27 protein-coding genes are annotated in these 25,996 nt (G+C 43.0%); 23 read left to right on the top strand and 4 right to left on the bottom strand.

What is annotated here, in order from left to right; translation table 11 throughout:
* Positions 1-12 precede the first annotated feature (12 nt).
* From rapZ to whiA, 3 genes are read left to right on the top strand one after another with little or no spacing between them, the layout of a single operon-like run.
* Positions 13-903: an RNase adapter RapZ gene (gene rapZ, locus Q4443_RS05080; protein ID WP_000163039.1), complete on the top strand. Its 891-nt coding sequence runs from the start codon at positions 13-15 to the stop codon at positions 901-903.
* Entirely contained in the window at positions 900-1,877 is a 978-nt protein-coding gene (locus Q4443_RS05085) for a YvcK family protein (RefSeq protein WP_001231059.1), read from the top strand. Before rapZ ends, Q4443_RS05085 begins: the two co-directional genes overlap by 4 nt.
* Entirely contained in the window at positions 1,874-2,785 is a 912-nt protein-coding gene (gene whiA / locus Q4443_RS05090; RefSeq protein ID WP_000011296.1) for a DNA-binding protein WhiA, read from the top strand. The genes Q4443_RS05085 and whiA overlap by 4 nt, the downstream gene beginning before the upstream one ends.
* Positions 2,786-2,817: 32 nt before the next feature.
* On the opposite strand, the gene Q4443_RS05095 is transcribed toward whiA, so the two are convergent.
* Entirely contained in the window at positions 2,818-3,786 is a 969-nt protein-coding gene (locus tag Q4443_RS05095; RefSeq protein ID WP_303408072.1) for an NAD(P)/FAD-dependent oxidoreductase, read from the bottom strand.
* A gap of 136 nt (positions 3,787-3,922) precedes the next feature.
* Between Q4443_RS05095 and cdaA the strand changes: the two genes are divergently transcribed.
* The 9 genes from cdaA (at position 3,923) to Q4443_RS05140 (ending at position 12,947) form a co-directional block, all read left to right on the top strand.
* Complete coding sequence (cdaA, locus tag Q4443_RS05100; protein WP_049519076.1) at positions 3,923-4,780, top strand: diadenylate cyclase CdaA; 858 nt, start codon at positions 3,923-3,925, stop codon at positions 4,778-4,780.
* Positions 4,767-5,564, top strand: coding sequence for a YbbR-like domain-containing protein (locus tag Q4443_RS05105; protein WP_049519075.1), 798 nt, complete (start codon positions 4,767-4,769; stop codon positions 5,562-5,564). The genes cdaA and Q4443_RS05105 overlap by 14 nt, the downstream gene beginning before the upstream one ends.
* 30 nt (positions 5,565-5,594) lie before the next feature.
* Positions 5,595-6,947 (top strand): phosphoglucosamine mutase, encoded by a 1,353-nt coding sequence (gene glmM, locus Q4443_RS05110; protein ID WP_049519105.1) that lies wholly within the window; start codon positions 5,595-5,597, stop codon positions 6,945-6,947.
* Positions 6,948-7,020: 73 nt separating this feature from the next.
* Positions 7,021-7,395, top strand: a complete 375-nt coding sequence (locus tag Q4443_RS05115) for a DUF1149 family protein (protein ID WP_001050092.1) — start codon at positions 7,021-7,023, stop codon at positions 7,393-7,395.
* Between the two features lie 2 nt (positions 7,396-7,397).
* Complete coding sequence (locus Q4443_RS05120; RefSeq protein ID WP_049519074.1) at positions 7,398-8,246, top strand: DegV family protein; 849 nt, start codon at positions 7,398-7,400, stop codon at positions 8,244-8,246.
* Between the two features lie 264 nt (positions 8,247-8,510).
* Positions 8,511-9,278 carry a 4-hydroxy-tetrahydrodipicolinate reductase gene (gene dapB / locus Q4443_RS05125; protein WP_049519073.1) on the top strand — a complete coding sequence of 256 codons (768 nt, stop codon included), beginning with the start codon at positions 8,511-8,513 and terminating at the stop codon, positions 9,276-9,278.
* Positions 9,275-10,474, top strand: a complete 1,200-nt coding sequence (locus Q4443_RS05130; protein ID WP_080978810.1) for a CCA tRNA nucleotidyltransferase — start codon at positions 9,275-9,277, stop codon at positions 10,472-10,474. Before dapB ends, Q4443_RS05130 begins: the two co-directional genes overlap by 4 nt.
* Positions 10,471-12,339 (top strand): ABC-F family ATP-binding cassette domain-containing protein, encoded by a 1,869-nt coding sequence (locus Q4443_RS05135; protein WP_042902718.1) that lies wholly within the window; start codon positions 10,471-10,473, stop codon positions 12,337-12,339. The genes Q4443_RS05130 and Q4443_RS05135 overlap by 4 nt, the downstream gene beginning before the upstream one ends.
* Positions 12,336-12,947 (top strand): hypothetical protein, encoded by a 612-nt coding sequence (locus tag Q4443_RS05140; protein ID WP_049519071.1) that lies wholly within the window; start codon positions 12,336-12,338, stop codon positions 12,945-12,947. Before Q4443_RS05135 ends, Q4443_RS05140 begins: the two co-directional genes overlap by 4 nt.
* A 53-nt stretch (positions 12,948-13,000) precedes the next feature.
* Here Q4443_RS05140 and mntE read toward each other — a convergent pair whose 3' ends face one another.
* Positions 13,001-14,194, bottom strand: a complete 1,194-nt coding sequence (gene mntE / locus Q4443_RS05145; RefSeq protein WP_049519070.1) for a CDF family manganese efflux transporter MntE — start codon at positions 14,192-14,194, stop codon at positions 13,001-13,003.
* 306 nt (positions 14,195-14,500) lie between these two features.
* Here mntE and Q4443_RS05150 point away from each other — a divergent pair, with 306 nt between their 5' ends.
* From Q4443_RS05150 to yaaA, 5 genes are all read left to right on the top strand, one after another.
* Positions 14,501-17,197 (top strand): cation-translocating P-type ATPase, encoded by a 2,697-nt coding sequence (locus Q4443_RS05150; protein ID WP_000032435.1) that lies wholly within the window; start codon positions 14,501-14,503, stop codon positions 17,195-17,197.
* A gap of 104 nt (positions 17,198-17,301) precedes the next feature.
* Positions 17,302-17,712, top strand: a complete 411-nt coding sequence (locus Q4443_RS05155; RefSeq protein ID WP_000412252.1) for a peptide deformylase — start codon at positions 17,302-17,304, stop codon at positions 17,710-17,712.
* An 11-nt stretch (positions 17,713-17,723) separates the two neighbouring features.
* Positions 17,724-19,319: a hypothetical protein gene (locus Q4443_RS05160; RefSeq protein ID WP_049519069.1), complete on the top strand. Its 1,596-nt coding sequence runs from the start codon at positions 17,724-17,726 to the stop codon at positions 19,317-19,319.
* 86 nt (positions 19,320-19,405) lie between these two features.
* Positions 19,406-19,537, top strand: coding sequence for a DUF3953 domain-containing protein (locus Q4443_RS05165; protein WP_239683584.1), 132 nt, complete (start codon positions 19,406-19,408; stop codon positions 19,535-19,537).
* A gap of 79 nt (positions 19,538-19,616) precedes the next feature.
* Positions 19,617-20,345 (top strand): peroxide stress protein YaaA, encoded by a 729-nt coding sequence (gene yaaA / locus Q4443_RS05170; protein WP_049519067.1) that lies wholly within the window; start codon positions 19,617-19,619, stop codon positions 20,343-20,345.
* Positions 20,346-20,376: 31 nt separating this feature from the next.
* Here the strand turns inward: yaaA and Q4443_RS05175 are convergent, their stop codons facing one another.
* Positions 20,377-20,925 carry an NADPH-dependent FMN reductase gene (locus Q4443_RS05175; RefSeq protein ID WP_049478798.1) on the bottom strand — a complete coding sequence of 183 codons (549 nt, stop codon included), beginning with the start codon at positions 20,923-20,925 and terminating at the stop codon, positions 20,377-20,379.
* 91 nt (positions 20,926-21,016) lie between these two features.
* Complete coding sequence (locus Q4443_RS05180; protein ID WP_000816318.1) at positions 21,017-21,463, bottom strand: MarR family winged helix-turn-helix transcriptional regulator; 447 nt, start codon at positions 21,461-21,463, stop codon at positions 21,017-21,019.
* A gap of 118 nt (positions 21,464-21,581) precedes the next feature.
* Here Q4443_RS05180 and Q4443_RS05185 point away from each other — a divergent pair, with 118 nt between their 5' ends.
* From Q4443_RS05185 to rpsR, 6 genes are all read left to right on the top strand, one after another.
* The gene (locus Q4443_RS05185; RefSeq protein ID WP_000776849.1) at positions 21,582-22,058 is read left to right on the top strand and encodes a DUF5590 domain-containing protein; all 477 of its coding nucleotides are present in this window, start codon (positions 21,582-21,584) and stop codon (positions 22,056-22,058) included.
* 9 nt (positions 22,059-22,067) lie between these two features.
* Positions 22,068-23,246: a pyridoxal phosphate-dependent aminotransferase gene (locus Q4443_RS05190; protein ID WP_049519066.1), complete on the top strand. Its 1,179-nt coding sequence runs from the start codon at positions 22,068-22,070 to the stop codon at positions 23,244-23,246.
* A gap of 149 nt (positions 23,247-23,395) precedes the next feature.
* Entirely contained in the window at positions 23,396-24,742 is a 1,347-nt protein-coding gene (gene asnS / locus Q4443_RS05195) for an asparagine--tRNA ligase (RefSeq protein ID WP_161800723.1), read from the top strand.
* 148 nt (positions 24,743-24,890) lie between these two features.
* Positions 24,891-25,181 carry a 30S ribosomal protein S6 gene (gene rpsF, locus Q4443_RS05200; RefSeq protein ID WP_001151782.1) on the top strand — a complete coding sequence of 97 codons (291 nt, stop codon included), beginning with the start codon at positions 24,891-24,893 and terminating at the stop codon, positions 25,179-25,181.
* 11 nt (positions 25,182-25,192) lie between these two features.
* A complete protein-coding gene (gene ssbA, locus Q4443_RS05205; RefSeq protein ID WP_000609596.1) occupies positions 25,193-25,663 on the top strand; it encodes a single-stranded DNA-binding protein SsbA in 471 nt (156 codons plus the stop codon).
* 31 nt (positions 25,664-25,694) lie between these two features.
* Entirely contained in the window at positions 25,695-25,934 is a 240-nt protein-coding gene (gene rpsR, locus Q4443_RS05210) for a 30S ribosomal protein S18 (RefSeq protein ID WP_000068664.1), read from the top strand.
* The last annotated feature ends 62 nt before the right edge of the window (positions 25,935-25,996 follow it).

Genomic DNA, 25,996 nt, shown 5'->3' on the forward strand with positions numbered 1-25,996 from the left:
AAGGAGAGATAGATGACAAAGAAACAACTTCACCTGGTAATTGTGACAGGGATGAGTGGTGCAGGGAAAACAGTAGCCATTCAGTCCTTCGAGGATTTGGGATATTTCACCATTGACAATATGCCGCCAGCCCTCTTGCCAAAGTTTTTACAGTTGGTTGAAACTAAAGATGATGACCACAAACTGGCCTTGGTAGTGGATATGCGGAGCCGTTCCTTCTTTTCAGAGATTCAGGCCGTTTTGGATGAATTGGAAAACCAAGACGATTTGGACTTCAAAATCCTCTTTTTAGACGCAGCAGATAAGGAATTGGTGGCACGCTATAAGGAAACTAGAAGAAGTCACCCTCTAGCAGCAGATGGTCGAATTTTAGATGGCATCAAGTTGGAACGTGAACTCTTAGCACCTTTGAAAAACATGAGTCAAAATGTAGTGGATACGACAGAACTCACTCCGCGTGAACTGCGTAAAACCATTGCAGAGCAATTTTCAGACCAAGAGCAAGCTCAGTCTTTTCGTATCGAAGTCATGTCTTTTGGATTCAAGTATGGTATCCCTATTGATGCAGATTTGGTCTTTGATGTCCGTTTCTTGCCAAATCCATACTACCTTCCGGAGCTTCGTAATCAGACAGGTGAGGATCAAGCAGTTTATGACTATGTGATGAATCATGAAGAGTCTGAAAGTTTCTATCAGCACTTACTCGCCTTGATTGAACCCATTTTGCCAAGTTACAAAAAAGAAGGCAAGTCTGTTTTAACCATTGCAGTAGGATGTACAGGTGGGCAGCACCGTAGTGTTGCCTTTGCCAAACGAATTGCTGAGGACCTTGCTAAAAACTGGCCTGTCAATGAAAGCCATCGTGACAAAGACAGAAGAAAGGAAACGGTAAACCGTTCATGAGAAAACCAAAGATAACGGTAATTGGTGGAGGAACTGGTATCCCCGTCATTTTGAAAAGCTTGCGAGAAAAGGATGTTGATATCGCAGCCATCGTAACGGTAGCTGATGATGGTGGCTCTTCTGGTGAACTAAGAAAGAATATCCAACAGCTGACACCACCAGGAGATCTTCGCAATGTTCTGGTAGCCATGTCGGATATGCCTAAGTTTTATGAGAAGGTTTTTCAGTACCGTTTCTCAGAAGAGGCTGGAGCTTTTGCGGGTCATCCACTGGGGAATATCATCATAGCAGGGCTTTCTGAAATGCAAGGGTCCACTTATAATGCCATGCAGCTGCTAAGTCTCTTTTTCCACACAACAGGAAAAATCTACCCATCAAGCGATCAGCCTTTGACACTGCATGCAGTCTTTAAAGACGGTTCTGAGGTGGCAGGTGAGAGCCACATTGCAGATCATCCAGGCATGATCGATCATGTCTATGTGACCAATACCTTGGATGATGAAACACCGCAAGCCAGCCGTCGAGTAGTCAATACCATTCTCGAGAGTGACATGATTGTCTTGGGGCCTGGTTCCCTCTTTACATCGATTTTGCCCAATATTGTCATTGAGGAGATTGGACAGGCTCTCTTGGAGACCAAGGCAGAGATCGCCTATGTCTGCAATATCATGACCCAGCGTGGGGAAACAGAGCACTTTTCAGACAGTGACCACGTGGAAGTCCTCCATCGACACTTAGGTCGGCCATTTATTGATACGGTCTTAGTTAATATCGAAAAGGTTCCTAGAGAATACATGGATACCAACCGTTTTGATGAGTATTTGGTTCAGGTAGAGCATGACTTTGCTGGTCTTTGCAAGCAGGTTCCTCGTGTGATTTCATCCAACTTCCTTCGTTTGGAAAATGGAGGAGCCTTCCATGATGGCGATTTGATTGTAGACGAATTGATGCGCATTATACAGGTGAGAAAATGAGTTTCACAGTTGCAGTAAAAGAGGAAATTCTTGGTCAACACCATCTCAGTCGTTATGAACTATCGGCCATTATCAAGATGTCTGGAAGTATCGGTCTATCTAGTTCGGGCTTGACCTTGTCCGTCGTGACCGAAAATGCCAAGTTGGCTCGGCACCTTTATGAGTCCTTTCTCCATTTTTATGAGATCAAGTCAGAAATTCGTCACCATCAGAGAAGCAATCTTCGCAAGAATCGTGTCTACACGGTCTATACTGATGAGAGGGTGCAGGAGCTTTTAGCTGATTTGCGGCTTGCGGATTCCTTCTTTGGTTTGGAGACGGGTATTGATCCCGATATCTTAGCAGATGAGGAGGCTGGTCGTGCTTACTTATGTGGGGCCTTTCTGGCAAATGGTAGCATTCGAGATCCTGAGTCTGGCAAGTACCAGTTGGAGATCAGTTCCGTTTATCTGGACCATGCCCAAGGACTGGGCTCTCTTCTTCAGCAGTTTTTGCTGGACGCCAAGGTTATTGAGCGCAAGAAAGGTGCAGTTACCTATCTCCAGCGGGCAGAAGACATTATGGATTTCTTGATCGTAATTGGGGCTATGGAGGCGCGTGATAATTTTGAGCGCGTCAAGATTTTGCGTGAAACCCGTAATGATCTCAATCGGGCTAATAATGCCGAGACAGCTAATATCGCTCGGACGGTTTCTGCTAGTATGAAGACCATCAACAATATCAGTAAAATCAAAGATAGAATGGGTTTGGAAAATTTACCCGTGGATTTGCAAGAGGTAGCACAGTTGCGGATTCAGCATCCAGACTACTCTATCCAGCAGTTGGCAGATAGTCTGAGCAATCCCCTAACCAAAAGTGGCGTCAATCACAGACTTAGAAAAATAAACAAGATAGCAGATGAACTATAAAACCACGAATCAGTTGATCCGTGGTTCTTTTCTTATAAACTGGTTGAGTGTTTGGGTTGTACTTTTTGCTCAGGGTCAATGTAGTTGATGGCATTGTTAACAGCTGTTGGAGCTTCACCCAGTCCTGTGGCAATCAAGTCAATCTTTCCTTCATAGTAGCAGCAGTCGCCGATAGCATAGATACCTGCTTGACTGGATTCTTGTTTGCTGTTGACGATAATCTTGTGGCGATTGAGGTCCAGTCCCCAGTTTTTAAGATTTCCGACAGAAGACTTGAAGCCGTAGTTGACAAAGAGGTGGTCTACCTCGATCGTTTCTGCTTCATCCGATTTGACTTTGGTGATTTCCAGTTTGTCTAGGGTTTTTCCATCTCCAAGGAGTTGGCTAGGTACAAAAGGTGTCTTGATAGTCACAGATGATTCTTGCAGGGCTTGCACACTGTGTTCCAAGGCGCGGAAGTTATCTCGACGGTGAACGAGAGTAGTTGGGGCGATTTTTTCAAAAGCTAATGCCCAGTCAACTGCTGAGTCCCCTCCACCAAGGATGGTCACTTTCTTACCAGCGTATTGCTGGATGTTGGAAACGTGGTAGTGGATATTTTCATAGTTCTCAACACCGTCTAATTCGAGTGGACGTGGTTTAAAGGCACCGCCCCCCATAGCAATGATGACGGTTTTAGTCAGGTGACTTCCCTTGTTGGTTGTGATGCTAAATCCTTGATCTTGTTTCTCAATCTCAAGAACAGTTTCGTTGAGGTGAACCGGTGTTTCAAAGCCGTTTAGCTGTTCAATCAGGCGATTGGTCAGCTCTTCCCCAGTTAAGTTTGGAAAACCTGGCACATCAAGGATTTGCTTTTCAGGGTATAGGATGGCAGGCTGACCACCGAGCTGGGGAAGAGAGTCGATGATTTGGACTTTGGCTTGGCGTAGGTGGGCGTAAAAGGCAGCAAAGAGGCCGACAGGACCGCCACCTACAATGGTAATATCATAGAGTTGAGACATGATTTCTCCTTCGTTTTTTCTAGTCAGTTTATTTTATCATAATTTTGCTTAATTTAAAATGAAGTAGGATGGGGAAAAAATGAGCAGAAAATGGTATAATAGTACGGAAAGTGTTTTGACAGGGAGGAGGCCAGGGATGAATTTTCAACAATTATCCAATTTGCAATACTGGACGAGTTTGTTTTCAAGTCCTTGGACGATAGTCATCAATCTGATTGATATTTTGATTGTGACTTATATTTTGTACCATTTTACCAAAGCGATTGCAGGAACTAAAATCATGATCTTAGTTCGGGGAGTTTTGGTCTTTATTCTAGGCCAGATTCTGTCCAATATGATTGGATTAACGACCATTTCGTGGTTGATCAATCAGATTATCACCTACGGGGTCATCGCAGCGGTGGTTATCTTCTCGCCAGAGATTCGGACTGGTTTGGAGAGATTGGGTCGAGCTACTGATTTCTTTTACAATGCCCCTATTAGTGCAGAAGAGCAAATGGTTCGTGCCTTTGTCAAATCAGTCGAGTACATGAGTCCGCGTAAGATAGGTGCTCTGGTTGCTGTTCAGCGAGTGAGAACCTTGCAGGAATATATCTCAACTGGAATTCCTCTAGATGCGAAAATCTCATCCGAGTTATTGATTAATATCTTTATCCCCAATACACCCTTACACGATGGAGCGGTCATTGTCAGAGAAGACCGGATTGCCGTAACTTCAGCCTACCTACCCCTGACTGAAAATACAGGAATTTCCAAGGAGTTTGGAACACGCCACAGGGCGGCGATTGGTTTGTCAGAAGTATCGGATGCTCTTACCTTTGTGGTTTCTGAGGAAACAGGTGGAATCTCAATCACCTATAATGGAGTCTTTAAGCATGATTTGACCTTGGAAGAGTTTGAAGCTGAATTGAGAAGAATCTTACTTCCAAAATCCGAGAAAAAACAAGGTCTGAAAGAGCGTTTGCTAGGAGGATTGAAACATGAGAAAAAATAGTCTATACATCATTTCTTCCTTCTTTTTCGCCTGCATTCTCTTTATCTATGCAACATTGACAAACTATCAGAATAGCAACAGTGCCAGACAGGTGCGGACGGAGACTTATACAAACACAGTTCTTAATGTCCCAATTGATATTCAGTATGACAGTGATCAGTATTTTATCAGTGGTTTTACATCTGAGGTGACGGTCTTTCTGACAGGGTCAAACAGAGTTGCTTTAGCGAGCGAGATGCAGGAAAGCACTCGAAAATTCAAGGTCAAAGCTGACTTAACCAATGCCAGTGTAGGGACCATTGAAGTTCCTCTAACCATTGAAAATTTACCGAGTGGTTTGACGGCTGTTGCGACACCGCAAAAGATAACAGTCAAGGTTGGTAAAAAAGTAAAACGAGATAATGTAATTGTTGTGCCAGAGATTGACCCTAGTCAGATTGATTCTCGTGTGAAAATTGATACAGTCACTGTGTCAGATGAAAAAGTATCGGTCATTAGTGATGAGGAAACTCTCTCTAGAGTAGATCGTGTCATTGCCATCTTACCAACGAGTGAACGGATAACAGGTAACTACTCGGCCTCTGTTCCACTACAAGCAGTTGATAAAAATGGAAATGTCTTGCCAAGCGTCATTATGCCATTTGACACTACAATGAAAATTACAACCAAAACAGTATCGTCTAGCTCGAGTTCTTCGTCAACGACCTCATCAACAGGATCCTCGACTAGCAGCTCGTCTTCAACGAGTTCAGAAACAAAACCAGACTCGTCTAAACAAGAATAAATAAAAAAGTAGAAAAGGATGATTAACAAAATGGGTAAATATTTTGGGACCGATGGAGTCCGTGGAGAAGCAAACGTAGAACTGACGCCAGAATTGGCCTTTAAACTGGGACGTTTTGGTGGTTATGTTCTTAGTCAACACGAAACAGAAGCCCCTAAAGTCTTTGTAGGACGTGATACACGTATCTCAGGAGAAATGCTAGAATCTGCCTTGGTGGCAGGTCTTCTATCAGTAGGGATTCACGTCTACAAACTCGGTGTTCTTGCAACACCAGCAGTAGCTTACTTGGTTAAAACTGAGGGAGCCAGTGCGGGTGTCATGATTTCAGCGAGTCACAACCCAGCCCTTGATAATGGAATTAAGTTCTTTGGTGGGGATGGCTTCAAACTTGATGATGAAAAAGAAGCAGAAATCGAAGCCTTGTTGGACGCTGCCGAAGACACACTTCCTCGTCCGAGTGCTGAGGGCTTGGGAACCTTGGTGGACTATCCAGAAGGTTTGCGTAAGTATGAAGGCTACCTTGTTTCAACTGGAACGCCTCTTGAGGGAATGAAAGTTGCCTTGGATACAGCCAACGGTGCAGCAGCTACGAGTGCTCGTCAGATTTTTGCTGATTTAGGTGCTCAGTTGACAGTTATCGGTGAGAAACCAGATGGTCTTAATATCAACTTGAATGTGGGTTCTACACACCCAGAAGCTCTCCAAGAACTAGTCAAAGAAAGCCAGTCAGCTATTGGTTTGGCCTTTGACGGAGACAGTGATCGTTTGATTGCTGTTGATGAAAATGGCGACATCGTCGATGGTGATAAGATCATGTACATCATCGGAAAATACCTTTCTGAAAAAGGCCAGTTGGCTCAAAACACCATCGTGACAACGGTTATGTCTAACCTTGGCTTCCATAAGGCCTTGGAGAGTGCTGGCATTAACAAGGCAGTGACTGCTGTTGGTGACCGCTATGTCGTTGAAGAAATGAGAAAATCAGGCTACAACCTTGGTGGTGAACAGTCTGGTCACGTTATCTTGATGGATTATAATACAACTGGTGATGGTCAATTATCAGCTGTTCAATTGACTAAAATCATGAAAGAAACAGGCAAGAGTTTGTCTCAACTAGCATCAGAAGTAACGATTTACCCACAAAAACTGGTCAATATCCGAGTGGAAAATGCTATGAAAGAGAAAGCCATGGAAGTACCAGCCATCAAGACAATCATCGAAAAGATGGAAGAAGAAATGGCAGGGAACGGTCGTATCCTTGTCCGCCCAAGTGGAACAGAACCCCTCTTGCGCGTCATGGCAGAAGCCCCAACAACAGAAGAAGTTAACTACTACGTAGATACAATTGCTGCTGTTGTTAAAGATGAAATCGGAATTGACTAAAGCCTAGAAAACTAGATGAAATCATAAAAATGTGGTACAATTGCATAGTAAATTGTAGCAATGGGAGAGAAAAATGAATCTTAAACGAGAACAAGAATTTGTTAGCCAGTATCACTTTGATGCTCGTAACTTTGAATGGGAAAATGAAAATGGAGCTCCTGAAACTAAGGTAGATGTGAACTTTCAGTTGCTCCAACATGACCAAGAAAACCAAGTAACTTCTTTAGTCGTTATCTTGAGTTTCATGATTGTCTTTGACAAATTTGTCATCAGCGGAACAATTTCTCAAGTTAACCATGTGGAAGGTCGCATTGTTAACGAACCAAGCGAATTTAACCAAGAAGAAGTCGAAACTCTGGCACGTCCATGTTTGAACATGCTCAATCGTTTGACGTATGAAGTAACAGAAATCGCCTTGGATCTTCCAGGGATCAATTTGGAGTTTTAGTCATGAAATTAGCTGTCATTACAGATTCTTCAGCCTATTTAGAGGAGAAGACGCTGCAAAGAGAGAATCTATTTATCTTGGATATTCCTGTCAATATCGATGGAGAGGAGTATGTCGAAGGTGTCAATCTGACTGCTGAGGAATTTTATCAAAAAATGGCTCAGTCTGCAGAATTGCCTAAAACTAGTCAACCAAGTATTGCTAAACTGGATGAGATTCTAAGTTCCTTGAAAGATGAGGGCTATACCCATGTCTTAGGACTCTTTCTTTCGTCAGGAATTTCAGGCTTTTATCAGAACATCCAATACATGTTGGATGAGTATGATGGCTTGATCATTGCCTTTCCAGATACCCATATCACAAGTTCCCCTCTAGGATTTATGGTAGAGAGTGCCTTTGAATGGGCAGAACAAGGCGATGATTTTGCCCAGATTCAGGAGAAGTTGGGGATTCAAATTGCTGATAATTCAGCCTTTATCATAGTAGATGACCTCGACCACCTGGTTAAGGGAGGACGTTTGTCAAATGGGGCTGCTATCTTAGGGAATCTCCTCAGTATCAAGCCTATCCTCTACTTTAATGACCAAGGGGTGATTGAAGTTTACGAAAAAGTTCGTACAGAAAAGAAGGCAATCAAACGTTTGGTGGAAATCATCAAGGAGTTGACAAAAGATGGGAACTACCGTATAACAGTCATTCATGGGAACGCTCCTCAAAAGGCAGCGGATTTACGTCAGCTTTTGATGGAGAGTGGTGTGACTGCTGAAATTCCAATTGAAACCTTTGGTAGTGTCATTGGGACCCACCTTGGAGAAGGTAGTATCGCCTTGAGCTATACACCAATCGTCTAAATTGTTCTTACAGGCTTTGTATCTTAGCAATTGAACACGGCCTACCTGCCTCTTGAAAAAAGATGCCTGTCTTGCCTTTCATGGAAAGTCAGCGCCATTCCCTATTTTTCATGGGCAGCTAACGTCCTTTGTATCTTGATAATTGAACACGCCTGGAACCCTGAGTGAAAAAGATAGTTCTTCCAAGGAGTAGACACTCCTTGATCAGAACTCCTATTTTCACTTTGTGTTCTTACAGGCTTTGTATCTTAGACAGGAGTAGAGATGAGTATTCGAGTAATTATTGCCGGTTTTAAGGGAAAGATGGGCCAAGCTGCTTGTCAGATGGTCTTGGCTGATCTAGACTTGGACTTGGTCGCAGTTTTGGATCCTTTTGAGTTTGAGTCAGAATGGCAGGGAATTCCTGTTTTCAACGATAAGGCTGACTTGGCTGGATTTGAGGCTGATGTCTGGGTGGATTTTACTACACCAGCCGTTGCCTACGAAAATACACGCTTTGCTCTTGAAAATGGCTTTGCTCCAGTAGTTGGAACAACAGGCTTTACTAGTGAAGAAATTACAGAACTAAAAGCATTTTCTCGTGAACAAGATTTGGGTGGCTTGATTGCCCCTAACTTTGCCTTGGGCGCTGTCTTGCTCATGCAATTTGCGGCGCAGGCTGCCAAATATTTCCCAAATGTGGAGATTATCGAGCTCCATCATGACAAGAAAAAAGATGCTCCAAGTGGAACAGCTTTTAAAACGGCTGAGTTGATGGCGGAAGTGCGTGAGTCGATCCAGCAAGGTGCGCCTGACGAGGAAGAATTGATTGCTGGTGCCCGTGGTGCTGACTTTGATGGCATGCGGATCCACTCAGTCCGTCTACCAGGTTTGGTAGCTCATCAGGAAGTTATCTTTGGCAATCAGGGAGAAGGATTGACCATTCGTCATGACTCCTATGATCGTAGCTCCTTCATGACAGGGGTCAATTTGGGAATCAAAGAAGTTGTCAAGCGTCATGAGCTTGTCTATGGATTAGAACACTTATTATGAGATTAACGCAAATGCCTTCTGAATTTCAGAAGGCTTTACCAGTATTAGAAAAAATTAAAGAAGCAGGCTTTGAGGCCTATTTTGTTGGGGGCTCTGTTCGAGATGCCCTCCTCAATCGTCCTATCCACGATGTGGATATTGCGACTTCTTCCTATCCAGAGGAGACCAAGCAGATTTTTCCGCGAACAGCCGATATCGGAATCGAGCACGGAACTGTCTTGGTTTTAGATGGGGATGAAGAGTATGAGGTAACCACCTTTCGAACTGAAGATGTCTATGTGGACTATCGCAGACCCAGTGCGGTTTCCTTTGTGCGTTCGCTAGAAGAAGACCTCAAACGTCGTGATTTCACAGTTAATGCCTTTGCCTTGGATGAGACAGGTGAAATCATTGACTTGTTTCATGGTTTAGAGGATTTGGAAAACCAAGTCTTGCGAGCAGTTGGAGTGGCTAGTGAGCGTTTCAACGAAGATGCTCTGCGGATTATGCGTGGTTTCCGTTTTCAGGCCAGTCTCGGTTTTAAACTTGAGTCAGAAACTTTTGAGGCGATGAAGACTTTGACGCCACTCTTGGAGAAAATTTCTGTAGAGCGCACCTTCGTTGAGTTTGATAAACTCTTGCTGGCACCTTTTTGGCGAGTTGGTCTGTCTTCCATGATTGAGAGTCGAGCTTATGACTATCTTCCAGACATGGTAGGGAGTCAGGACAAGCTCAACAGACTGTTTGATTTGGAGAATGATTTCACTTTTGAATCTTCTGAACAAGCTTGGGCAGCTCTATTGTGGGCTTTGGAGATTAAAGATACACAGCCATTTTTGAAGGCATGGAAAACCTCACGCCAGTTTGCTAAGCAGGTTCAGGATTTGCTGACTATTTTGACTTTGCGAGAAGAAGGAGAGCTGAGCAAGCGCGATTGTTACCGCTTTGATTTGGATTCCCTTCTACAAGCCGAAAGTCTTCGTCAGGCTCAAGGGAAAGAAGTCAACCCACAAGCCATCAAAGAAACTTACCAGAGTTTGACCATTCATGACAAGAAAGAAATTCAGATTAACGGTGGAATTTTGATTAAGGAATATGGTTACCAGCCAGGACCAGACTTGGGAGAGATTTTAACAGAGATTGAGTTTGCCATTGTCGATGGAGAATTGGAAAATGATCGTCAAGCCATCCATGCTTACCTGAGGGAGAAAAAATGAGTGATTTTATCGTTGAAAAACTAAGCAAATCCGTTGGAGACAAGACCGTTTTTAAGGATATTTCTTTTATCATCCATGACTTGGATAGAATAGGTCTAATAGGTGTCAATGGAACGGGTAAGACCACCCTTTTAGACGTCCTTTCTGGCGTTTCTGGCTTTGATGGGGATGTCAGTCCCTTTTCGGCAAAGAATGACTATAAGATTGGCTACTTGACCCAGGATCCTGATTTTGATGATAGCAAGACGGTCTTGGATACGGTTCTCTCTAGCGACCTCAAGGAAATCCAGTTGATTCGTGAGTATGAGTTAATCATGCTCAACTACAGTGAGGACAAGCAGGCTCGTTTGGAACGGGTCATGGCAGAGATGGATTCTCTCCAAGCCTGGGAAATTGAAAGCCAGGTCAAGACGGTCCTCAGCAAGCTAGGTATTCAGAACTTGTCGACTCCAGTTGGTGAATTGTCAGGAGGTCTAAGAAGACGTATCCAGTTGGCGCAAGTTCTCCTAGGAAACCACGATCTCTTGCTTCTGGACGAGCCGACCAACCACCTGGACATTGCGACCATTGAGTGGCTGACCCTCTTTTTGAAAAATTCTAAGAAGACAGTTCTCTTTATCACCCACGATCGTTATTTCCTAGATGCACTATCAACACGGATTTTCGAGTTGGACCGAGCAGGCTTGACCGAGTATCAGGGGAATTATCAGGACTATGTTCGCCTAAAAGCGGAACAAGATGAGCGTGATGCAGCACTTCTCCACAAAAAGGAACAACTCTATAAGCAAGAATTAGCCTGGATGCGTAGACAACCGCAGGCCCGTGCGACCAAGCAACAGGCCCGTATCAATCGTTTCCACGATTTGAAAAAAGAAGTTTCAGGTGGCGTTGCTGATACAGACTTGACCATGAACTTTGAAACCAGTCGGATTGGGAAAAAAGTCATCGAGTTTCAGAATGTTTCCTTCTCCTATGAAAACAAGCCCATTTTGCAAGATTTTAATCTATTGGTGCAAGCCAAAGACCGTATCGGAATCGTTGGGGACAACGGTGTCGGGAAGTCAACTCTGCTTAATCTCATCGCAGGGAGTCTTGAGCCGACTAAAGGCCAAGTGATCATCGGTGAGACGGTTCGCATCGCCTATTTTTCTCAACAAATTGAAGGTTTGGATGAAAGCAAACGGGTTATCAATTACCTGCAGGAAGTAGCAGAAGAGGTTAAGACCAGTGGTGGTTCTACGACTTCCATTGCAGAGTTGCTGGAGCAGTTTCTCTTCCCACGTTCGACGCATGGAACCTTGATTGAGAAATTGTCAGGTGGAGAGAAAAAACGCCTTTATCTCCTCAAATTGCTCTTGGAAAAACCAAATGTTCTTCTCTTGGACGAGCCGACAAATGACTTGGACATTGCAACCTTGACAGTCTTGGAAAATTTCTTGCAGAGCTTTGCAGGGCCTGTCTTGACAGTTAGCCACGACCGTTATTTCCTGGATAAGGTAGCGACCAAGATTCTCGCTTTTGAGGATGGCAAGATTCGTCCTTTCTTTGGTCATTACACCGACTATCTTGATGAAAAAGCCTTTGAAACAGAGATGGCCAATCAAGTTCAAAAGGCCGAAAAGGAGAAAGTGGTCAAGATTCGAGAAGACAAGAAACGTATGACCTACCAAGAAAAGCAGGAGTGGGCAAGCATTGAAGGAGATATTGAAGCCTTGGAAAATCGTATCGCTGTTATTGAAGAGGAGATGCAGGCAAATGGTTCTGACTTTGGCAAACTGGCGACGCTTCAAAAAGAACTGGATGAGAAAAACGAAGAACTCCTTGAAAAATACGAACGTTATGAATATTTAAGTGAGTTGGCATGATGGAAGAAAAAGTCATTAAACGTAGTCCCAAGAAAATCATTTGGAATGCCTTGTTTGGCTTGACTTCAGTGCTTTTTTTCTTACTACCTCTCTCTTATCTCCATTTGTACTCGCAAAAGGGAACCAGACTTCATACGATAAGTCTGTTATTAATACTGCTTGTCCTCTTTTGTGCTGGAGTAGTTGTTTATCAGACATACAGGCTGTTAAGTTCCGATAAGGAATATTTGAGCTGTACTGTCGAGGGGTTTTACTACAAACCAAACCCAAAGAAACCCAGTCGTTTCTATGCTTGGACAGATGTAGAAGAGTTTTCCTTTTCTCGGATTCGAGGGAAGTACAGGGATTCCTATCGGATTGAAGTCTATTTTAAAAACAAGGAAAATGTGAAATCCCAATCCTTTCTAGCTCTACTGAAGAGAAGGATTCTCCCTTTTCATTCGTCAGCAGATTTGATCATCCCGATCTTTCTATTAGATGTAGGTCTTCCTGAAAGGATCTATGAGACCATGAAGTACTATGAAAGAGAATGGCGTATCGAACAAAATCGTCAAGCAAGAAAAGAGGTAAAACAAGCTTCGAAAAGCAAATCTTCCAAACTGTCATAGTCGGTCTTGACTTGAAGTAGAATAATCAAAAAGGCCCTATCCATTGGATAGGGTCATTGTTTGTCTTCTTTTTTAGTTTCCTGGTGGAAAATATTTTGCCAAGTCTCATGGCGACGCCAGATACTGGTATGGACGATACCATCTAGCTCATAGCAAATGAGCTTGGTTTTCTGACTAATGGAGGTAATCTGAATGTCCTTAATCGTAGCACTAAGTTCTTTTTCAGACTTATAAGCCTCTTTATCCATCTGCTCTCCATCTTGACGGATATAGAGAAAGTCCTCAGCAAGGAGTTCTTCTAGCTGATTTCCTTGGTCAATCAATTGCTCACGCATGAGCAGTTTTTTGTAGACATTGTCTAAAATCTCATCCTCAGGTATGGGAGCTGGCTCGATATGGACATCGGTATCAAAGACTCCAAAACGCTCTTCCAGCATGGATTCGACCTGGTCTGCTATTTCGTGACTTTCATAGACTGATAGGTCGGGATTCATCTCCAGCGTGATATCAAGGTAGATATTGCTACCGTAGGTGCGACCTCTTTGGGACTTAACCTTACTAATCTTTGGAATCTCCATGATGGCCTTCTGATAATCTTCCAGCAGACGGTCGTCAAAACCATCTGAAAGACTAAAGGAAGACTCGATAAAGATATCATAGGCTGTCTTTAAGATAAAGAAGGTGATGATGATAGCGACCAATTTATCCACGATTGGATAATTAAAACTGCTGGCTAGGATGGCAATGGAAGTCCCAAGTGAGGTAACAGCATCGGAAAGATTGTCCTTGGCGGCAGCCTTGAGCGCCTTGGACTTGGATTTCTTACTGAGGCGAGTATTATAGAGATAAACTGCGAACATGACTGACGCAGAGACGACTCCGAGAGTTGCACCCAGTGGGTCGATAACTGTCTGTTCCCGACTGAGAATTTTTTGAATGGTGTCCCGAAGAACATCAAAGCCAACGTAGAACATGATGATGGAAGTGATCAAGCTAGCCAAATCTTCAATTTTCCAGTGACCGAAACGATGGTCACGGTCTGCAGGCTGGCGTGCCATCCGAATCCCAATCAAGAGAGCAACATTTCCAATAATATCGGATACGTTGTTGAAACCATCTGCCACCAAACTGGAAGAATGCAGGAGGTGACCAGTTGCCAATTTTGCCGCAGACAAGAGGAGGTAAGTCGAAATGCTGATAATAGCTCCACGTTCTGCCAATTTGAGATTTGACATGGATTGGTTCATCGGGCTTCCTTTCTAGTCATATAGTATTCTTACATTATACTGGTTTTCATGGGAAAATTCAAATTTAGTCTTGTTTCATCTGATTTTAACCCTTGAAAACTTTTCAAATTTTGATATAATAGTACTACTCAAGGGAGTAGCTGGCAGAAACCTGTGATAGTGTCGTCATTCCGAATTGTATACTGAAAAGTATGTTTTCCGGCACTATCTTAAACAGCGAGACTTGTTATGATTAACAGGTCTCTTTTTGTTTGTCATAAAACTAAAAGAGAACTTGTTTTGCACACAATGTCAAGGAGGAGACACATGTCAAAAGAACAAAAACGCCAAGCGTTTTATACTCAAAGTCCTGAAGAGGTCTTGAAGTCAGTAGAAGCAACTGAGCAAGGTCTTTCGTCAAGCGAAGCACAGAAACGTCTAGCTGAATATGGACGCAATGAACTGGAAGAGGGTGAGAAAAAATCTCTCCTAGTCAAGTTTATCGAGCAATTTAAGGATTTGATGATTATTATCCTAGTTGCTGCGGCTATCTTGTCAGTCGTGACTTCTGGTGGGGAAGACATCGCAGATGCCATCATTATCCTTGCCGTGGTTATCATCAACGCTGCCTTCGGTGTTTACCAAGAAGGAAAAGCAGAAGAAGCCATCGAAGCCCTCAAGTCTATGTCTAGTCCAGCTGCTCGCGTTATTCGTGATGGGCATATGGCTGAGATTGATTCAAAAGAATTGGTACCAGGTGATATCGTTGCTCTTGAAGCAGGTGACGTGGTGCCAGCAGACCTACGATTGCTAGAAGCTAATTCTCTTAAAATCGAAGAAGCAGCTTTGACAGGTGAGTCTGTTCCAGTCGAAAAAGACTTGACTGTCGAGCTCTCTGCAGATGCTGGTATTGGTGACCGTGTCAATATGGCCTTCCAAAACTCAAATGTGACTTATGGTCGTGGTCTTGGCGTTGTTGTCAATACAGGTATGTACACGGAAGTGGGTCATATCGCTGGCATGCTCCAAGATGCGGATGAGACGGATACACCACTCAAACAAAACTTGAACAACCTTTCTAAGGTCTTGACCTATGCAATTTTGGTCATTGCCCTTGTTACTTTTGTAGTCGGAGTCTTCATTCAAGGTAAAAATCCACTTGGTGAGTTGATGACATCTGTTGCGCTTGCTGTTGCAGCCATCCCAGAAGGACTTCCTGCTATCGTGACCATCGTTCTTGCCCTTGGTACTCAAGTTTTGGCAAAACGAAACTCTATCGTTCGTAAGTTGCCAGCAGTTGAAACACTTGGTTCAACTGAGATCATCGCTTCTGATAAGACTGGTACGCTTACCATGAACAAGATGACAGTCGAAAAAGTCTTCTATGATGCAGTCCTACATGATTCAGCTGATGATATTGAACTAGGTCTTGAAATGCCTCTTCTTCGTTCTGTTGTTTTGGCTAATGATACTAAGATTGATGCAGAAGGAAACCTGATTGGGGATCCAACGGAAACAGCCTTCATCCAGTATGCCTTGGACAAGGGCTATGATGTTAAAGGATTTTTAGAGCAATATCCTCGTGTAGCTGAGTTACCATTTGACTCAGATCGTAAACTCATGTCAACGGTTCATCCATTACCAGATGGTAAATTCCTCGTAGCAGTCAAGGGAGCCCCTGACCAACTTTTGAAACGTTGTGTTGCTCGTGATAAGGCTGGAGATGTTGCTCCGATTGATGAGAAAGTTAATGACTTAATTCACACAAACAACTCTGAAATGGCTCACCAAGCCTTGCGTGTTCTTGCGGGTGCTTATAAGATTGTAGACAGCATTCCAGAAAACCTGACTTCTGAAGAGCTTGAAAACAACTTGATCTTTACTGGATTGATTGGAATGATTGACCCTGAACGTGCCGAAGCAGCAGAAGCTGTTCGTGTCGCTAAGGAAGCGGGAATCCGTCCAATCATGATCACTGGTGACCACCAAGATACAGCGGAAGCCATTGCCAAACGTTTGGGAATCATCGATGAAAATGACTCGGAAGACCATGTCTTGACTGGTGCTGAACTCAACGAACTTTCAGATGAAGAATTTGAAAAAGTCGTTGGTCAATACTCTGTCTACGCGCGTGTATCTCCAGAACACAAGGTTCGTATCGTCAAGGCTTGGCAAAAACAAGGTAAGGTTGTTGCTATGACAGGTGACGGTGTTAATGATGCGCCAGCTCTGAAAACAGCCGATATCGGTATCGGTATGGGAATCACTGGTACAGAGGTTTCTAAGGGGGCTTCTGACATGATTCTTGCAGATGATAACTTTGCGACCATTATCGTCGCAGTTGAAGAAGGACGCAAGGTCTTCTCAAACATTCAAAAGACTATTCAGTACTTACTTTCTGCCAATACTGCTGAAGTATTAACTATCTTCTTATCAACCTTGTTTGGTTGGGACGTCTTGCAGCCAGTTCATCTCTTGTGGATCAACTTGGTAACAGATACCTTCCCAGCTATCGCTCTAGGTGTTGAGCCTGCTGAGCCTGGTGTCATGAACCATAAACCACGTGGACGCAAGGCAAGCTTCTTCTCAGGTGGTGTTTTGAGTTCTATCATTTATCAAGGTGTACTCCAAGCAGCTATTGTTATGAGTGTTTATGGCCTTGCGATTGCTTACCCAGTTCACGTGGGTGACAATCATGCTATTCACGCAGATGCCCTCACTATGGCCTTTGCAACACTTGGTTTGATTCAGCTCTTCCATGCCTACAACGTCAAGTCTGTTTACCAATCCATCTTGACAGTCGGACCATTCAAGTCTAAGACCTTCAACTGGTCTATCTTGGTATCCTTCATCCTCTTGATGGCAACAATCGTTGTAGAACCGCTTGAAGGTATCTTCCACGTAACCAAACTAGACTTGTCTCAATGGGGTATTGTTCTAGCTGGAAGCTTCTCAATGATACTTATCGTCGAAATCGTTAAGTTTGTTCAACGTAAACTTGGTCTTGATAAGAACGCGATTTAAAAAGAAAGTCATCTTCGGATGGCTTTTTTTGCATTTGAGAGAAAGGACTAGGAGTTGCTCCCTTTTGTGCTATAATAAAGTAAAGTAGCAAGGAGTGAAAGAGAATGGAAAAGAAAATTGTCCGAGATGTCTTATTCTTGTCGCAGGTCTCGAAACCTGCAAGTCAGGAAGACCTTTATCTGGCTAAGGATTTGCAGGATACCCTGCTGGCTAATCGCGAGACCTGTGTCGGTCTGGCAGCCAATATGATTGGTGTGCAGAAGCGTGTCATTATCTTTAATCTTGGCTTGGTTCCCATGGTCATGTTTAACCCCATTCTCCTTTCCTATAAAGGACCTTACGAGACAGAGGAAGGTTGTTTGTCTTTGACTGGGGTGCGACCAACAACTCGCTATGAAACGATTACGGTTTCCTATCGTGATAGTAAGTGGGAGGAACAGACCATTACGTTAACAGGTTTTCCAGCTCAGATCTGCCAACATGAACTGGATCATTTGGAAGGACGGATTATTTAGGAGGAACTCAGATGAAACGCATACTTTTTGAACTTGTTTTTATCGCAACGACTTGGTATATCTTTTTGCCGCCACTTAATCTTACTAGTTGGGAATTCATCTTCTTTCTTTGTGGGCATCTGGTGGTGATGGGAATTTTGTTTAGTTTCCACAAGGATACCAACCTCCTCAAGACAGTTCACCTACGTCATGGCAAGGCTGCCAAAGATCTCAATCTAGAAGGATTCCTTTTTACCAAACTTAGTAGAGGATTGTTTCTGACTGCAGCTATCATCTTTGTCCTTGCTGGTCTGGTAAGCCTAGTAACCTCTAGCTTTTTCCAAGCAAAAAATTATGCTAATGTAGTGTCTATCACAGAAAAAGACTTTAAAGATTTTCCTAAGAGTGATACCAGTAAGGTTCCAATCCTAGATCGGAGCACTGCAGAAAAGATTGGAGACCGTTATCTAGGCTCTCTGACGGATAAGGTCTCCCAGTACGTAGCAGCAGATACTTATACTCAGCTGACGGTTGATGGCAAACCCTATCGGGTGACCCCTTTGGAGTATGCCGACCCGATCAAATGGTTTAATAATCAGTCCAAGGGAATTGGAGAGTATATCAAGGTTGATATGGTGACAGGAAATGCAGAATTGGTGGATTTAAAAACGCCAATGAAGTATTCTGACTCCGAGTATTTTAATCGCGATGTCAAACGTCATCTTCGTATTAAGTACCCAACCAAGATTTTTAAAACGCCCTCCTTTGAGGTGGATGATGAAGGCAATCCCTTCTATGTAGCAACCGTTTATCAAAAGCAGTTTGGTCTAGGAGTCCCTCGTCCTTCATCTGTTATTATCTTGGATGCGACCGATGGAGAAACCAAGGAATACAGCTTGGATGAAGTCCCAGAATGGGTGGATCGTGTCTATCCAGATGAAGAAACCATCGAGCAAATCAACTACAACGGCAAGTATAAAGACGGCTTCTGGAATGCCTTGATTTCTAAGAAAAACGTCACCCAAACGACAGAGGGCTATAACTATCTTTCTATCGGAAATGACATTTATCTCTACACAGGGGTGACTTCAGCAAATGCTGACGAAAGTAATCTAGGATTTATCCTTGAAAATATGCGCACTGGTGAAATCACCAAGTACAATCTAGCATCAGCAACCGAAGAATCAGCCCGTGCTTCCGCAGAAGGAGCAGTGCAGGAAAAAGCATATAAGGCTACCTTCCCTATCCTTGTCAATCTCAATGACAAACCACTCTATATCATGGGCTTGAAGGACAATGCAGGCTTGGTCAAGGAGTATGCATTGGTCGATGCAGTGGAGTACCAAAACGTTATCGTAGCAACTACGGTAGATGAACTCCTCAGCAAGTATGCCAATAAAAACGACCTCGAGCTGGATAATGAAACGGTAGAAAACATCAAGGGAGTGGTTTCAGATCTTAAATCAGCTGTCATCAAGGGGGATACCGTCTATTTCTTTAAAGTTGATGGCAAGATTTATAAGGTCAAGGCTTCCGTGTCAGACGACCTTCCTTACCTTGAAAATGGGCAATCCTTTGAAGGTCAAGTTGGAAAAGATAATTACCTCAAAACCTTTAACGTACAATAATACTCTTCGAAAATCAAATTCAAACTACATCAGCGTCGCCTTGCCGTACTCAAGTACTGCCTGCGGCTAGCTTCCTAGTTTGCTCTTTGATTTTCATTGAGTATAAAAATAGGTTTTCTCAGTTCAAGGAGAAAAAAGATAAATTCTTATCTATCTTAACAAGCTTAGCTGGCACAGCCTTTGTTCTCGTGGCTATCTGGTTAGGATGGCCAAAATAAACAGAGAAACCTCGGTATGAACCGAGGTTTTTAAGATGAAATTCTTGGTTGTGGTTGAAAAATATGCTACACTAACAATATGAAAATTTTAATCCCAACAGCAAAAGAAATGAACACAGACCATCCTTGTATCGAAGCGCTCCCTTTGAGGGAAGAAAGTCAGGCAGTCCTTTACTCACTGGCGAATTATTCAGCTAGTGAATTAGAGACTTTTTATAAGGTATCTGTCGAGAAAGCAGAAGAAGAGTACGGCCATATTCAAGCTTTAAAAGAACACAGGGCTAAACATTATCCAGCCTTGAAACTTTTCGATGGTCTCATGTATCGTCACATCAAACGAAATGGGTTAACCGAAGCTGAACAAACCTATCTTGAAAATCATGTCCTAATTACCTCGGCTTTATACGGTGTTGTCCCCGCCTTGTCGCCCATGGCTCCTCACCGTTTGGACTTTTTGATGAAGTTAAAAGTTGCTGGTAAGACTTTAAAGAGTCATTGGAAGTCAGCCTATGATGAGGCACTTCAGGATGAGAATTTGATATTCTCACTCCTATCATCAGAGTTTGAAACCGTATTTTCGAAGGAAATCAGAGAAAAGATGGTGACCTTCAAATTTATGGAGGACAAGGCAGGTCAGCTGAAAATCCACTCAACCATTTCAAAAAAAGCCCGTGGCGCCTTTTTGACCGCCTTGATAGAGGGGCAAGTCCATACAGTCAAACAAGCTCGCAAGCTCCGCTTTGCCGGCTTTGACTACCGACCTGATTTATCAAGTGATTTAGAACTCGTCTTTGTGAAACAAGCATAAAACCAGCTCATTCGAGCTGGTTTTTGTTGGATTAGTTGATGGCTGCAAGAAGGTCGTCCGCTTGTTTTGCAAGTGATGAAGCAGTTGCTTCTTCTAACACCAATTTTCCATCTGCCCAAGCAGAGTCATTGACACGAGCAGCTGTAAAGTCACCAACGACTTGTGTACGGATAAATGGCAAGAGGTCTTTATAAATAGCAAAGAGTTGATCGTGACCGGCATTGGCTACAGAAGAGACAGTAATAAACTTGTCTTGGAGGGCAGAAGCGCCACGTGTATCAGACAAGTCAAGGGCACGAGAGAGCCAGTCAAGCAAGTTTTTCACTGTTCCAGGGATAGAGAAGTTGTAGACTGGAGAGAAGATCCAGATCGCATCCGCAGCAAGGACTGCTTCACGAGCAGCAGCTACAGCTGGATGAGTTGGAACTTCCAAATCTTGGCTGAAGAGAGGAACAGCTGAGTAATCAAGATAGCTAACTTCCGCTTTTCCAGCAAGTGCTTTTTCAGCTTCGAGGGCCATTTGGTGGTTGAAAGAACCTTGGCGTAGTGAACCGACGATAAATAATACTTTTTTAGACATGATGTGTCTCCTTTAGTTTAAAATTCAAAGAGCGAACTCTTTTGTTACCATCTATGTTACAACAAATAATACTAATTAGCAATAATTTTGCTCACAAATTTTTAAATTTTTTTAAAATGCGGATTAAGTCTTCCTTTTCGCCATCTTCCAAGATGCTGAGTGCTTCTACGATAGAATCGATATGGTCAGGAAGAACCTCTTCGATTTTTCTGCGTCCTGCAGGTGTTAATTTCAGGAAAAAGGATCGACGATCCTTGGGGTCGCAAGTTCTAGAAATCCACCCATCTCGAACCATATTTCGAATGACGACAGTCATGTTTCCAGAAGTGGCTAACATTTTTTCAATCAAATCCTGAATGCGTAGTTCCCCCTTGCTATAGAGGGTTTCCAAAACTGAAAATTGGGTGGGTGTTAGCCCGTGTTCTTTAGCAGCTTTGGCTTCATAAGGTTTAAAAGTTCGTATGGCTTTATTGAGGACGATAGCTGTTTTTAAGTCTAATTGATTATCGGAAATTTTCTCTTTCAAATATTGTTTCATAAGGCTATTTTATCAATAATGAGAGAGAAAAACAAGAACTTACATTTTATAGGAAAAGAATCTTAGAATGTTCCCGTCTTCACTTGTAATAAAGAAGGAGAGATGGTAAAATAGACGAGTGAAACTAAGACAGAAAAAAGCAAAAAACAAGCTACTTATACAATATGGAATCGGCATTGCTCTGGTAGTACTAGTCATGACGACTTCATTCCTTTATCTGATATCACTCAGCATGAAACCCTATCAAGATGCTAGACTTGAGGGAGAAAAACTGGCCAAGCAGTATGCAGAATTGGAAAAGGCAGATCAGGTTGATTTCTACAATGGTCTAGAGGGCTATTACAGTGTTCTGGGACATAATAAAAAGCAAGAGGCCATTGCCGTACTGATTGAAAAGAATGACCACAAGATTTATGTTTATCAGCTTGATAAGGGGATTTCTCAAGACAAGGCAGTGACGATTTCGAGGGAAAAAGGAGCTAGCGACATTGACAAGATTACTTTTGGTCGCTATCAGGACAAGCCGATTTGGGAAGTTAAGTCAGGAAACCAGTACTATCTGGTTGACTTTGAAACAGGAGCAGTGATCCAATAAGGAGGGCATATGAAACTATCCAAACGTGTACTAGAAATGGAAGAAAGCGTCACTCTAGCTAGTGATGCAAGAGCCAAAGCATTAAAAGCTCAGGGAAAGGATGTTCTTTTCTTAACCTTGGGACAGCCTGATTTTCATACTCCTGAAAATATTCAGGAGGCAGCGGTAGAAGCGATTCGAGATGGACGAGCTTCCTTCTATACAGTTGCTTCAGGCCTACCAGAGTTAAAAGCGGCGGTTAATACCTATTTTGAACGCCACTATGGGTATTCCGTAGCAGCCAACGAAGTTACTTTTGCCACTGGTGCCAAGTTCTCTCTCTACACCTTCTTTATGGCTGTGGTCAATCCAGGTGATGAGGTCATTATTCCTACACCATACTGGGTCAGCTATGGAGACCAGGTCAAAATGGCAGAAGGAGTGCCAGTCTTTGTCCAGGCAAAGGAAGACAATCACTTTAAAGTAACAGTAGAGCAGCTAGAAGCAGCGCGAACAGATAAGACCAAGATCTTAGTTCTCAATTCACCATCGAATCCGACCGGTATGATTTACTCTCGTGAGGAACTCTTGGCTATCGGAAATTGGGCTGTTGCGCATGATGTCCTTATCTTAGCAGATGATATTTATGGTCGTTTGGTTTATAACGGGAACGAATTTGTTCCAATTTCTAGTCTGTCAGAAGCCATTCGCAAGCAAACCATCGTGATTAACGGTGTATCTAAGGCCTATGCCATGACTGGTTGGCGGGTAGGTTATGCTGTGGGAAATCCTGAAATTATTGCTGCCATGAGCAAACTAACAGGACAAACGACCTCCAACCTGACTGCTGTATCACAATATGCTACCATTGAAGCCCTAACTGGACCGCAAGACTCTGTTGAAACCATGCGTCAAGCATTTGAGGAACGGTTGAATACCATTTATCCTCTCTTGTGCCAAGTCCCAGGATTTGAAGTTGTCAAGCCCCAAGGTGCCTTCTATCTTTTCCCAAATGTTAAAAAAGCGATGGAAATGAAGGGTTATACCGATGTGACAGAGTTTACAACGGCTATTCTCGAAGAAGTCGGACTGGCCTTGATTACGGGAGCTGGATTTGGAGCACCAGAAAATGTTCGTCTCAGCTATGCCACAGACTTGGATACATTAAAAGAAGCTATTCGTCGTTTGCATCAATTTATGGAAAAATAAAACTTAGAATCTTCGCCTTTTTAGCGAAGATTTTTTGTAACGAAAATCTCGCGATTTTTCTCTAGTAGAACCTAGCTATCACAGTCTATTTATGGTAAAATAGTGGGTAATGATGTCTTCGGACAAGTTAAACGAAAAAAGGAAGATAGATTATGACAAAACGTGTAACAATTATCGATGTAAAAGACTACGTTGGTCAAGAAGTGACCATCGGAGCCTGGGTTGCCAACAAATCAGGAAAAGGGAAAATTGCCTTCTTGCAATTGCGTGATGGAACAGCCTTCTTCCAAGGTGTAGCCTTCAAACCAAACTTTGTAGAAAAATTTGGTGAAGAAGTGGGGCTAGAGAAGTTTGATACGATTAAACGTCTAAGCCAAGAAACTTCTGTTTATGTGACAGGGATTGTCAAAGAAGACGAACGTTCTAAGTTTGGCTATGAGCTCGATATCACAGACATCGAAGTCATCGGTGAATCTCAAGACTACCCAATCACACCAAAAGAACACGGAACAGACTTCTTGATGGACAACCGTCACTTGTGGCTCCGCTCTCGTAAGCAAGTAGCGGTGATGCAAATCCGTAACGCTATCATCTATGCAACTTATGAGTTTTTCGACAAGAACGGCTTCATGAAATTTGATAGCCCAATTCTTTCAGGAAACGCGGCTGAAGATTCAACAGAACTCTTTGAAACAGACTACTTCGGAACGCCAGCCTACTTGAGTCAATCTGGTCAGCTTTACCTAGAAGCAGGGGCTATGGCTCTTGGTCGTGTATTTGACTTTGGTCCAGTATTCCGTGCTGAAAAATCAAAAACGCGCCGTCACTTGACTGAGTTCTGGATGATGGACGCAGAGTACTCTTACTTGACACACGATGAGTCACTTGACTTGCAAGAAGCTTATGTGAAAGCTCTTCTTCAAGGTGTCCTTGATCGTGCGCCTCAAGCCTTGGAAACCTTGGAACGTGATACAGATCTCTTGAAACGCTATATTGCAGAGCCTTTCAAACGTGTTAGCTATGATGAAGCGATTGACCTTTTGCAAGCTCATGAAAATGATGAAGATGCAGATTATGAGCATCTTGAACATGGAGATGACTTTGGTTCGCCACATGAAACATGGATTTCCAACCACTTTGGTGTACCAACCTTTGTCGTGAACTACCCAGTAGCCATCAAGGCTTTCTACATGAAGCCAGTTCCTGGAAATCCAGACCGCGTCCTCTGTGCAGACTTGCTAGCTCCAGAAGGCTACGGTGAAATCATCGGTGGTTCTATGCGTGAGGAAGACTACGATGCTCTTGTTGCTAAGATGAATGATCTTGGTATGGATACGACAGAATATGAATTCTACCTGGATCTTCGTAAGTATGGAACAGTTCCACATGGTGGCTTCGGTATCGGTATCGAGCGTATGGTAACCTTTGTAGCTGGTACTAAGCATATCCGTGAAGCCATTCCATTCCCACGTATGTTGCACCGTATCAAACCATAAACTAGTAAAAAGAAGATGATTTCATCTTCTTTTTTCACTTTTATCTTGCTATCTATCAGTTTTTCTAGTATAATAGTTTATTGTGAGCAAACCTCACTTACCCCTTGCAAAGACTAGGGGTCATTAGACCAAAAGGAGGAACATATCAATGGCTAAATACGAAATTCTTTATATCATTCGTCCAAACATTGAAGAAGAAGCGAAAAACGCTTTGGTAGCACGTTTTGACTCTATCTTGACTGACAACGGTGCAACTGTTGTTGAATCAAAATCATGGGAAAAACGTCGTCTTGCATACGAAATCCAAGATTTCCGTGAAGGACTTTACCACATCGTTAACGTTGAAGCAAACGACGACGCAGCTCTTAAAGAGTTTGACCGTCTTTCAAAAATCAACGCTGACATTCTTCGTCACATGATCGTCAAACTTGACGCGTAAGAAGGTAAATTATGATTAACAATGTTGTACTTGTAGGGCGTATGACACGTGACGCTGAGTTACGTTATACCCCATCAAATGTAGCAGTTGCGACTTTTACTCTTGCAGTAAACCGTACATTTAAGAGTCAAAATGGCGAACGTGAGGCTGATTTCATCAATGTCGTTATGTGGCGCCAACAGGCTGAAAATCTTGCTAACTGGGCTAAGAAAGGCTCTCTTATCGGGATCACAGGCCGTATCCAGACTCGTAGTTACGATAACCAGCAAGGACAACGTGTCTACGTAACAGAAGTCGTGGCTGAGAATTTCCAAATGTTGGAAAGCCGCGGAGTGCGTGAAGGACATACAGGTGGAGCTTATTCTGCACCAACTGCTGGTCAATCAGCACCTGCAAATCCAGTACCAGACTTTTCACGTTCTGAAAATCCCTTTGGAGCAACCAATCCATTGGACATTTCAGATGATGATTTACCATTCTAATGGACAATTAATACTATAAAGGAGAAAAAACATGGCTCAACAACGTCGTGGCGGATTCAAACGCCGTAAAAAAGTTGATTACATCGCAGCAAACAAAATTGAATATGTTGATTACAAAGATACTGAGCTTCTTAGCCGTTTCGTTTCAGAACGTGGGAAAATCCTTCCTCGTCGTGTAACAGGAACTTCAGCTAAAAACCAACGTAAAGTAACAACAGCTATCAAACGCGCTCGCGTAATGGCTTTGATGCCTTTCGTAAACGAAGATTAAAGAAAAGACCCTTACGGGTCTTTTTTTCACGAGCATGGAAATAAGAAGGTGAGTTCGGTCTG

This window comes from Streptococcus sp. GP0011 (assembly GCF_030546305.1).
In the GTDB taxonomy this organism is placed as follows: domain Bacteria; phylum Bacillota; class Bacilli; order Lactobacillales; family Streptococcaceae; genus Streptococcus.

Bases quoted from the DNA above. Each gene is read 5' to 3' on its own strand.
- rapZ (WP_000163039.1), top strand. From the start codon at position 13: ATGACAAAGAAACAACTTCACCTGGTAATTGTGACAGGGATGAGTGGT.
- Q4443_RS05085 (WP_001231059.1), top strand. From the start codon at position 900: ATGAGAAAACCAAAGATAACGGTAATTGGTGGAGGAACTGGTATCCCC.
- whiA (WP_000011296.1), top strand. From the start codon at position 1,874: ATGAGTTTCACAGTTGCAGTAAAAGAGGAAATTCTTGGTCAACACCAT.
- Q4443_RS05095 (WP_303408072.1), bottom strand. From the start codon at position 3,786: ATGTCTCAACTCTATGATATTACCATTGTAGGTGGCGGTCCTGTCGGC.
- cdaA (WP_049519076.1), top strand. From the start codon at position 3,923: ATGAATTTTCAACAATTATCCAATTTGCAATACTGGACGAGTTTGTTT.
- Q4443_RS05105 (WP_049519075.1), top strand. From the start codon at position 4,767: ATGAGAAAAAATAGTCTATACATCATTTCTTCCTTCTTTTTCGCCTGC.
- glmM (WP_049519105.1), top strand. From the start codon at position 5,595: ATGGGTAAATATTTTGGGACCGATGGAGTCCGTGGAGAAGCAAACGTA.
- Q4443_RS05115 (WP_001050092.1), top strand. From the start codon at position 7,021: ATGAATCTTAAACGAGAACAAGAATTTGTTAGCCAGTATCACTTTGAT.
- Q4443_RS05120 (WP_049519074.1), top strand. From the start codon at position 7,398: ATGAAATTAGCTGTCATTACAGATTCTTCAGCCTATTTAGAGGAGAAG.
- dapB (WP_049519073.1), top strand. From the start codon at position 8,511: ATGAGTATTCGAGTAATTATTGCCGGTTTTAAGGGAAAGATGGGCCAA.
- Q4443_RS05130 (WP_080978810.1), top strand. From the start codon at position 9,275: ATGAGATTAACGCAAATGCCTTCTGAATTTCAGAAGGCTTTACCAGTA.
- Q4443_RS05135 (WP_042902718.1), top strand. From the start codon at position 10,471: ATGAGTGATTTTATCGTTGAAAAACTAAGCAAATCCGTTGGAGACAAG.
- Q4443_RS05140 (WP_049519071.1), top strand. From the start codon at position 12,336: ATGATGGAAGAAAAAGTCATTAAACGTAGTCCCAAGAAAATCATTTGG.
- mntE (WP_049519070.1), bottom strand. From the start codon at position 14,194: ATGAACCAATCCATGTCAAATCTCAAATTGGCAGAACGTGGAGCTATT.
- Q4443_RS05150 (WP_000032435.1), top strand. From the start codon at position 14,501: ATGTCAAAAGAACAAAAACGCCAAGCGTTTTATACTCAAAGTCCTGAA.
- Q4443_RS05155 (WP_000412252.1), top strand. From the start codon at position 17,302: ATGGAAAAGAAAATTGTCCGAGATGTCTTATTCTTGTCGCAGGTCTCG.
- Q4443_RS05160 (WP_049519069.1), top strand. From the start codon at position 17,724: ATGAAACGCATACTTTTTGAACTTGTTTTTATCGCAACGACTTGGTAT.
- yaaA (WP_049519067.1), top strand. From the start codon at position 19,617: ATGAAAATTTTAATCCCAACAGCAAAAGAAATGAACACAGACCATCCT.
- Q4443_RS05175 (WP_049478798.1), bottom strand. From the start codon at position 20,925: ATGTCTAAAAAAGTATTATTTATCGTCGGTTCACTACGCCAAGGTTCT.
- Q4443_RS05180 (WP_000816318.1), bottom strand. From the start codon at position 21,463: ATGAAACAATATTTGAAAGAGAAAATTTCCGATAATCAATTAGACTTA.
- Q4443_RS05190 (WP_049519066.1), top strand. From the start codon at position 22,068: ATGAAACTATCCAAACGTGTACTAGAAATGGAAGAAAGCGTCACTCTA.
- rpsF (WP_001151782.1), top strand. From the start codon at position 24,891: ATGGCTAAATACGAAATTCTTTATATCATTCGTCCAAACATTGAAGAA.
- ssbA (WP_000609596.1), top strand. From the start codon at position 25,193: ATGATTAACAATGTTGTACTTGTAGGGCGTATGACACGTGACGCTGAG.
- rpsR (WP_000068664.1), top strand. From the start codon at position 25,695: ATGGCTCAACAACGTCGTGGCGGATTCAAACGCCGTAAAAAAGTTGAT.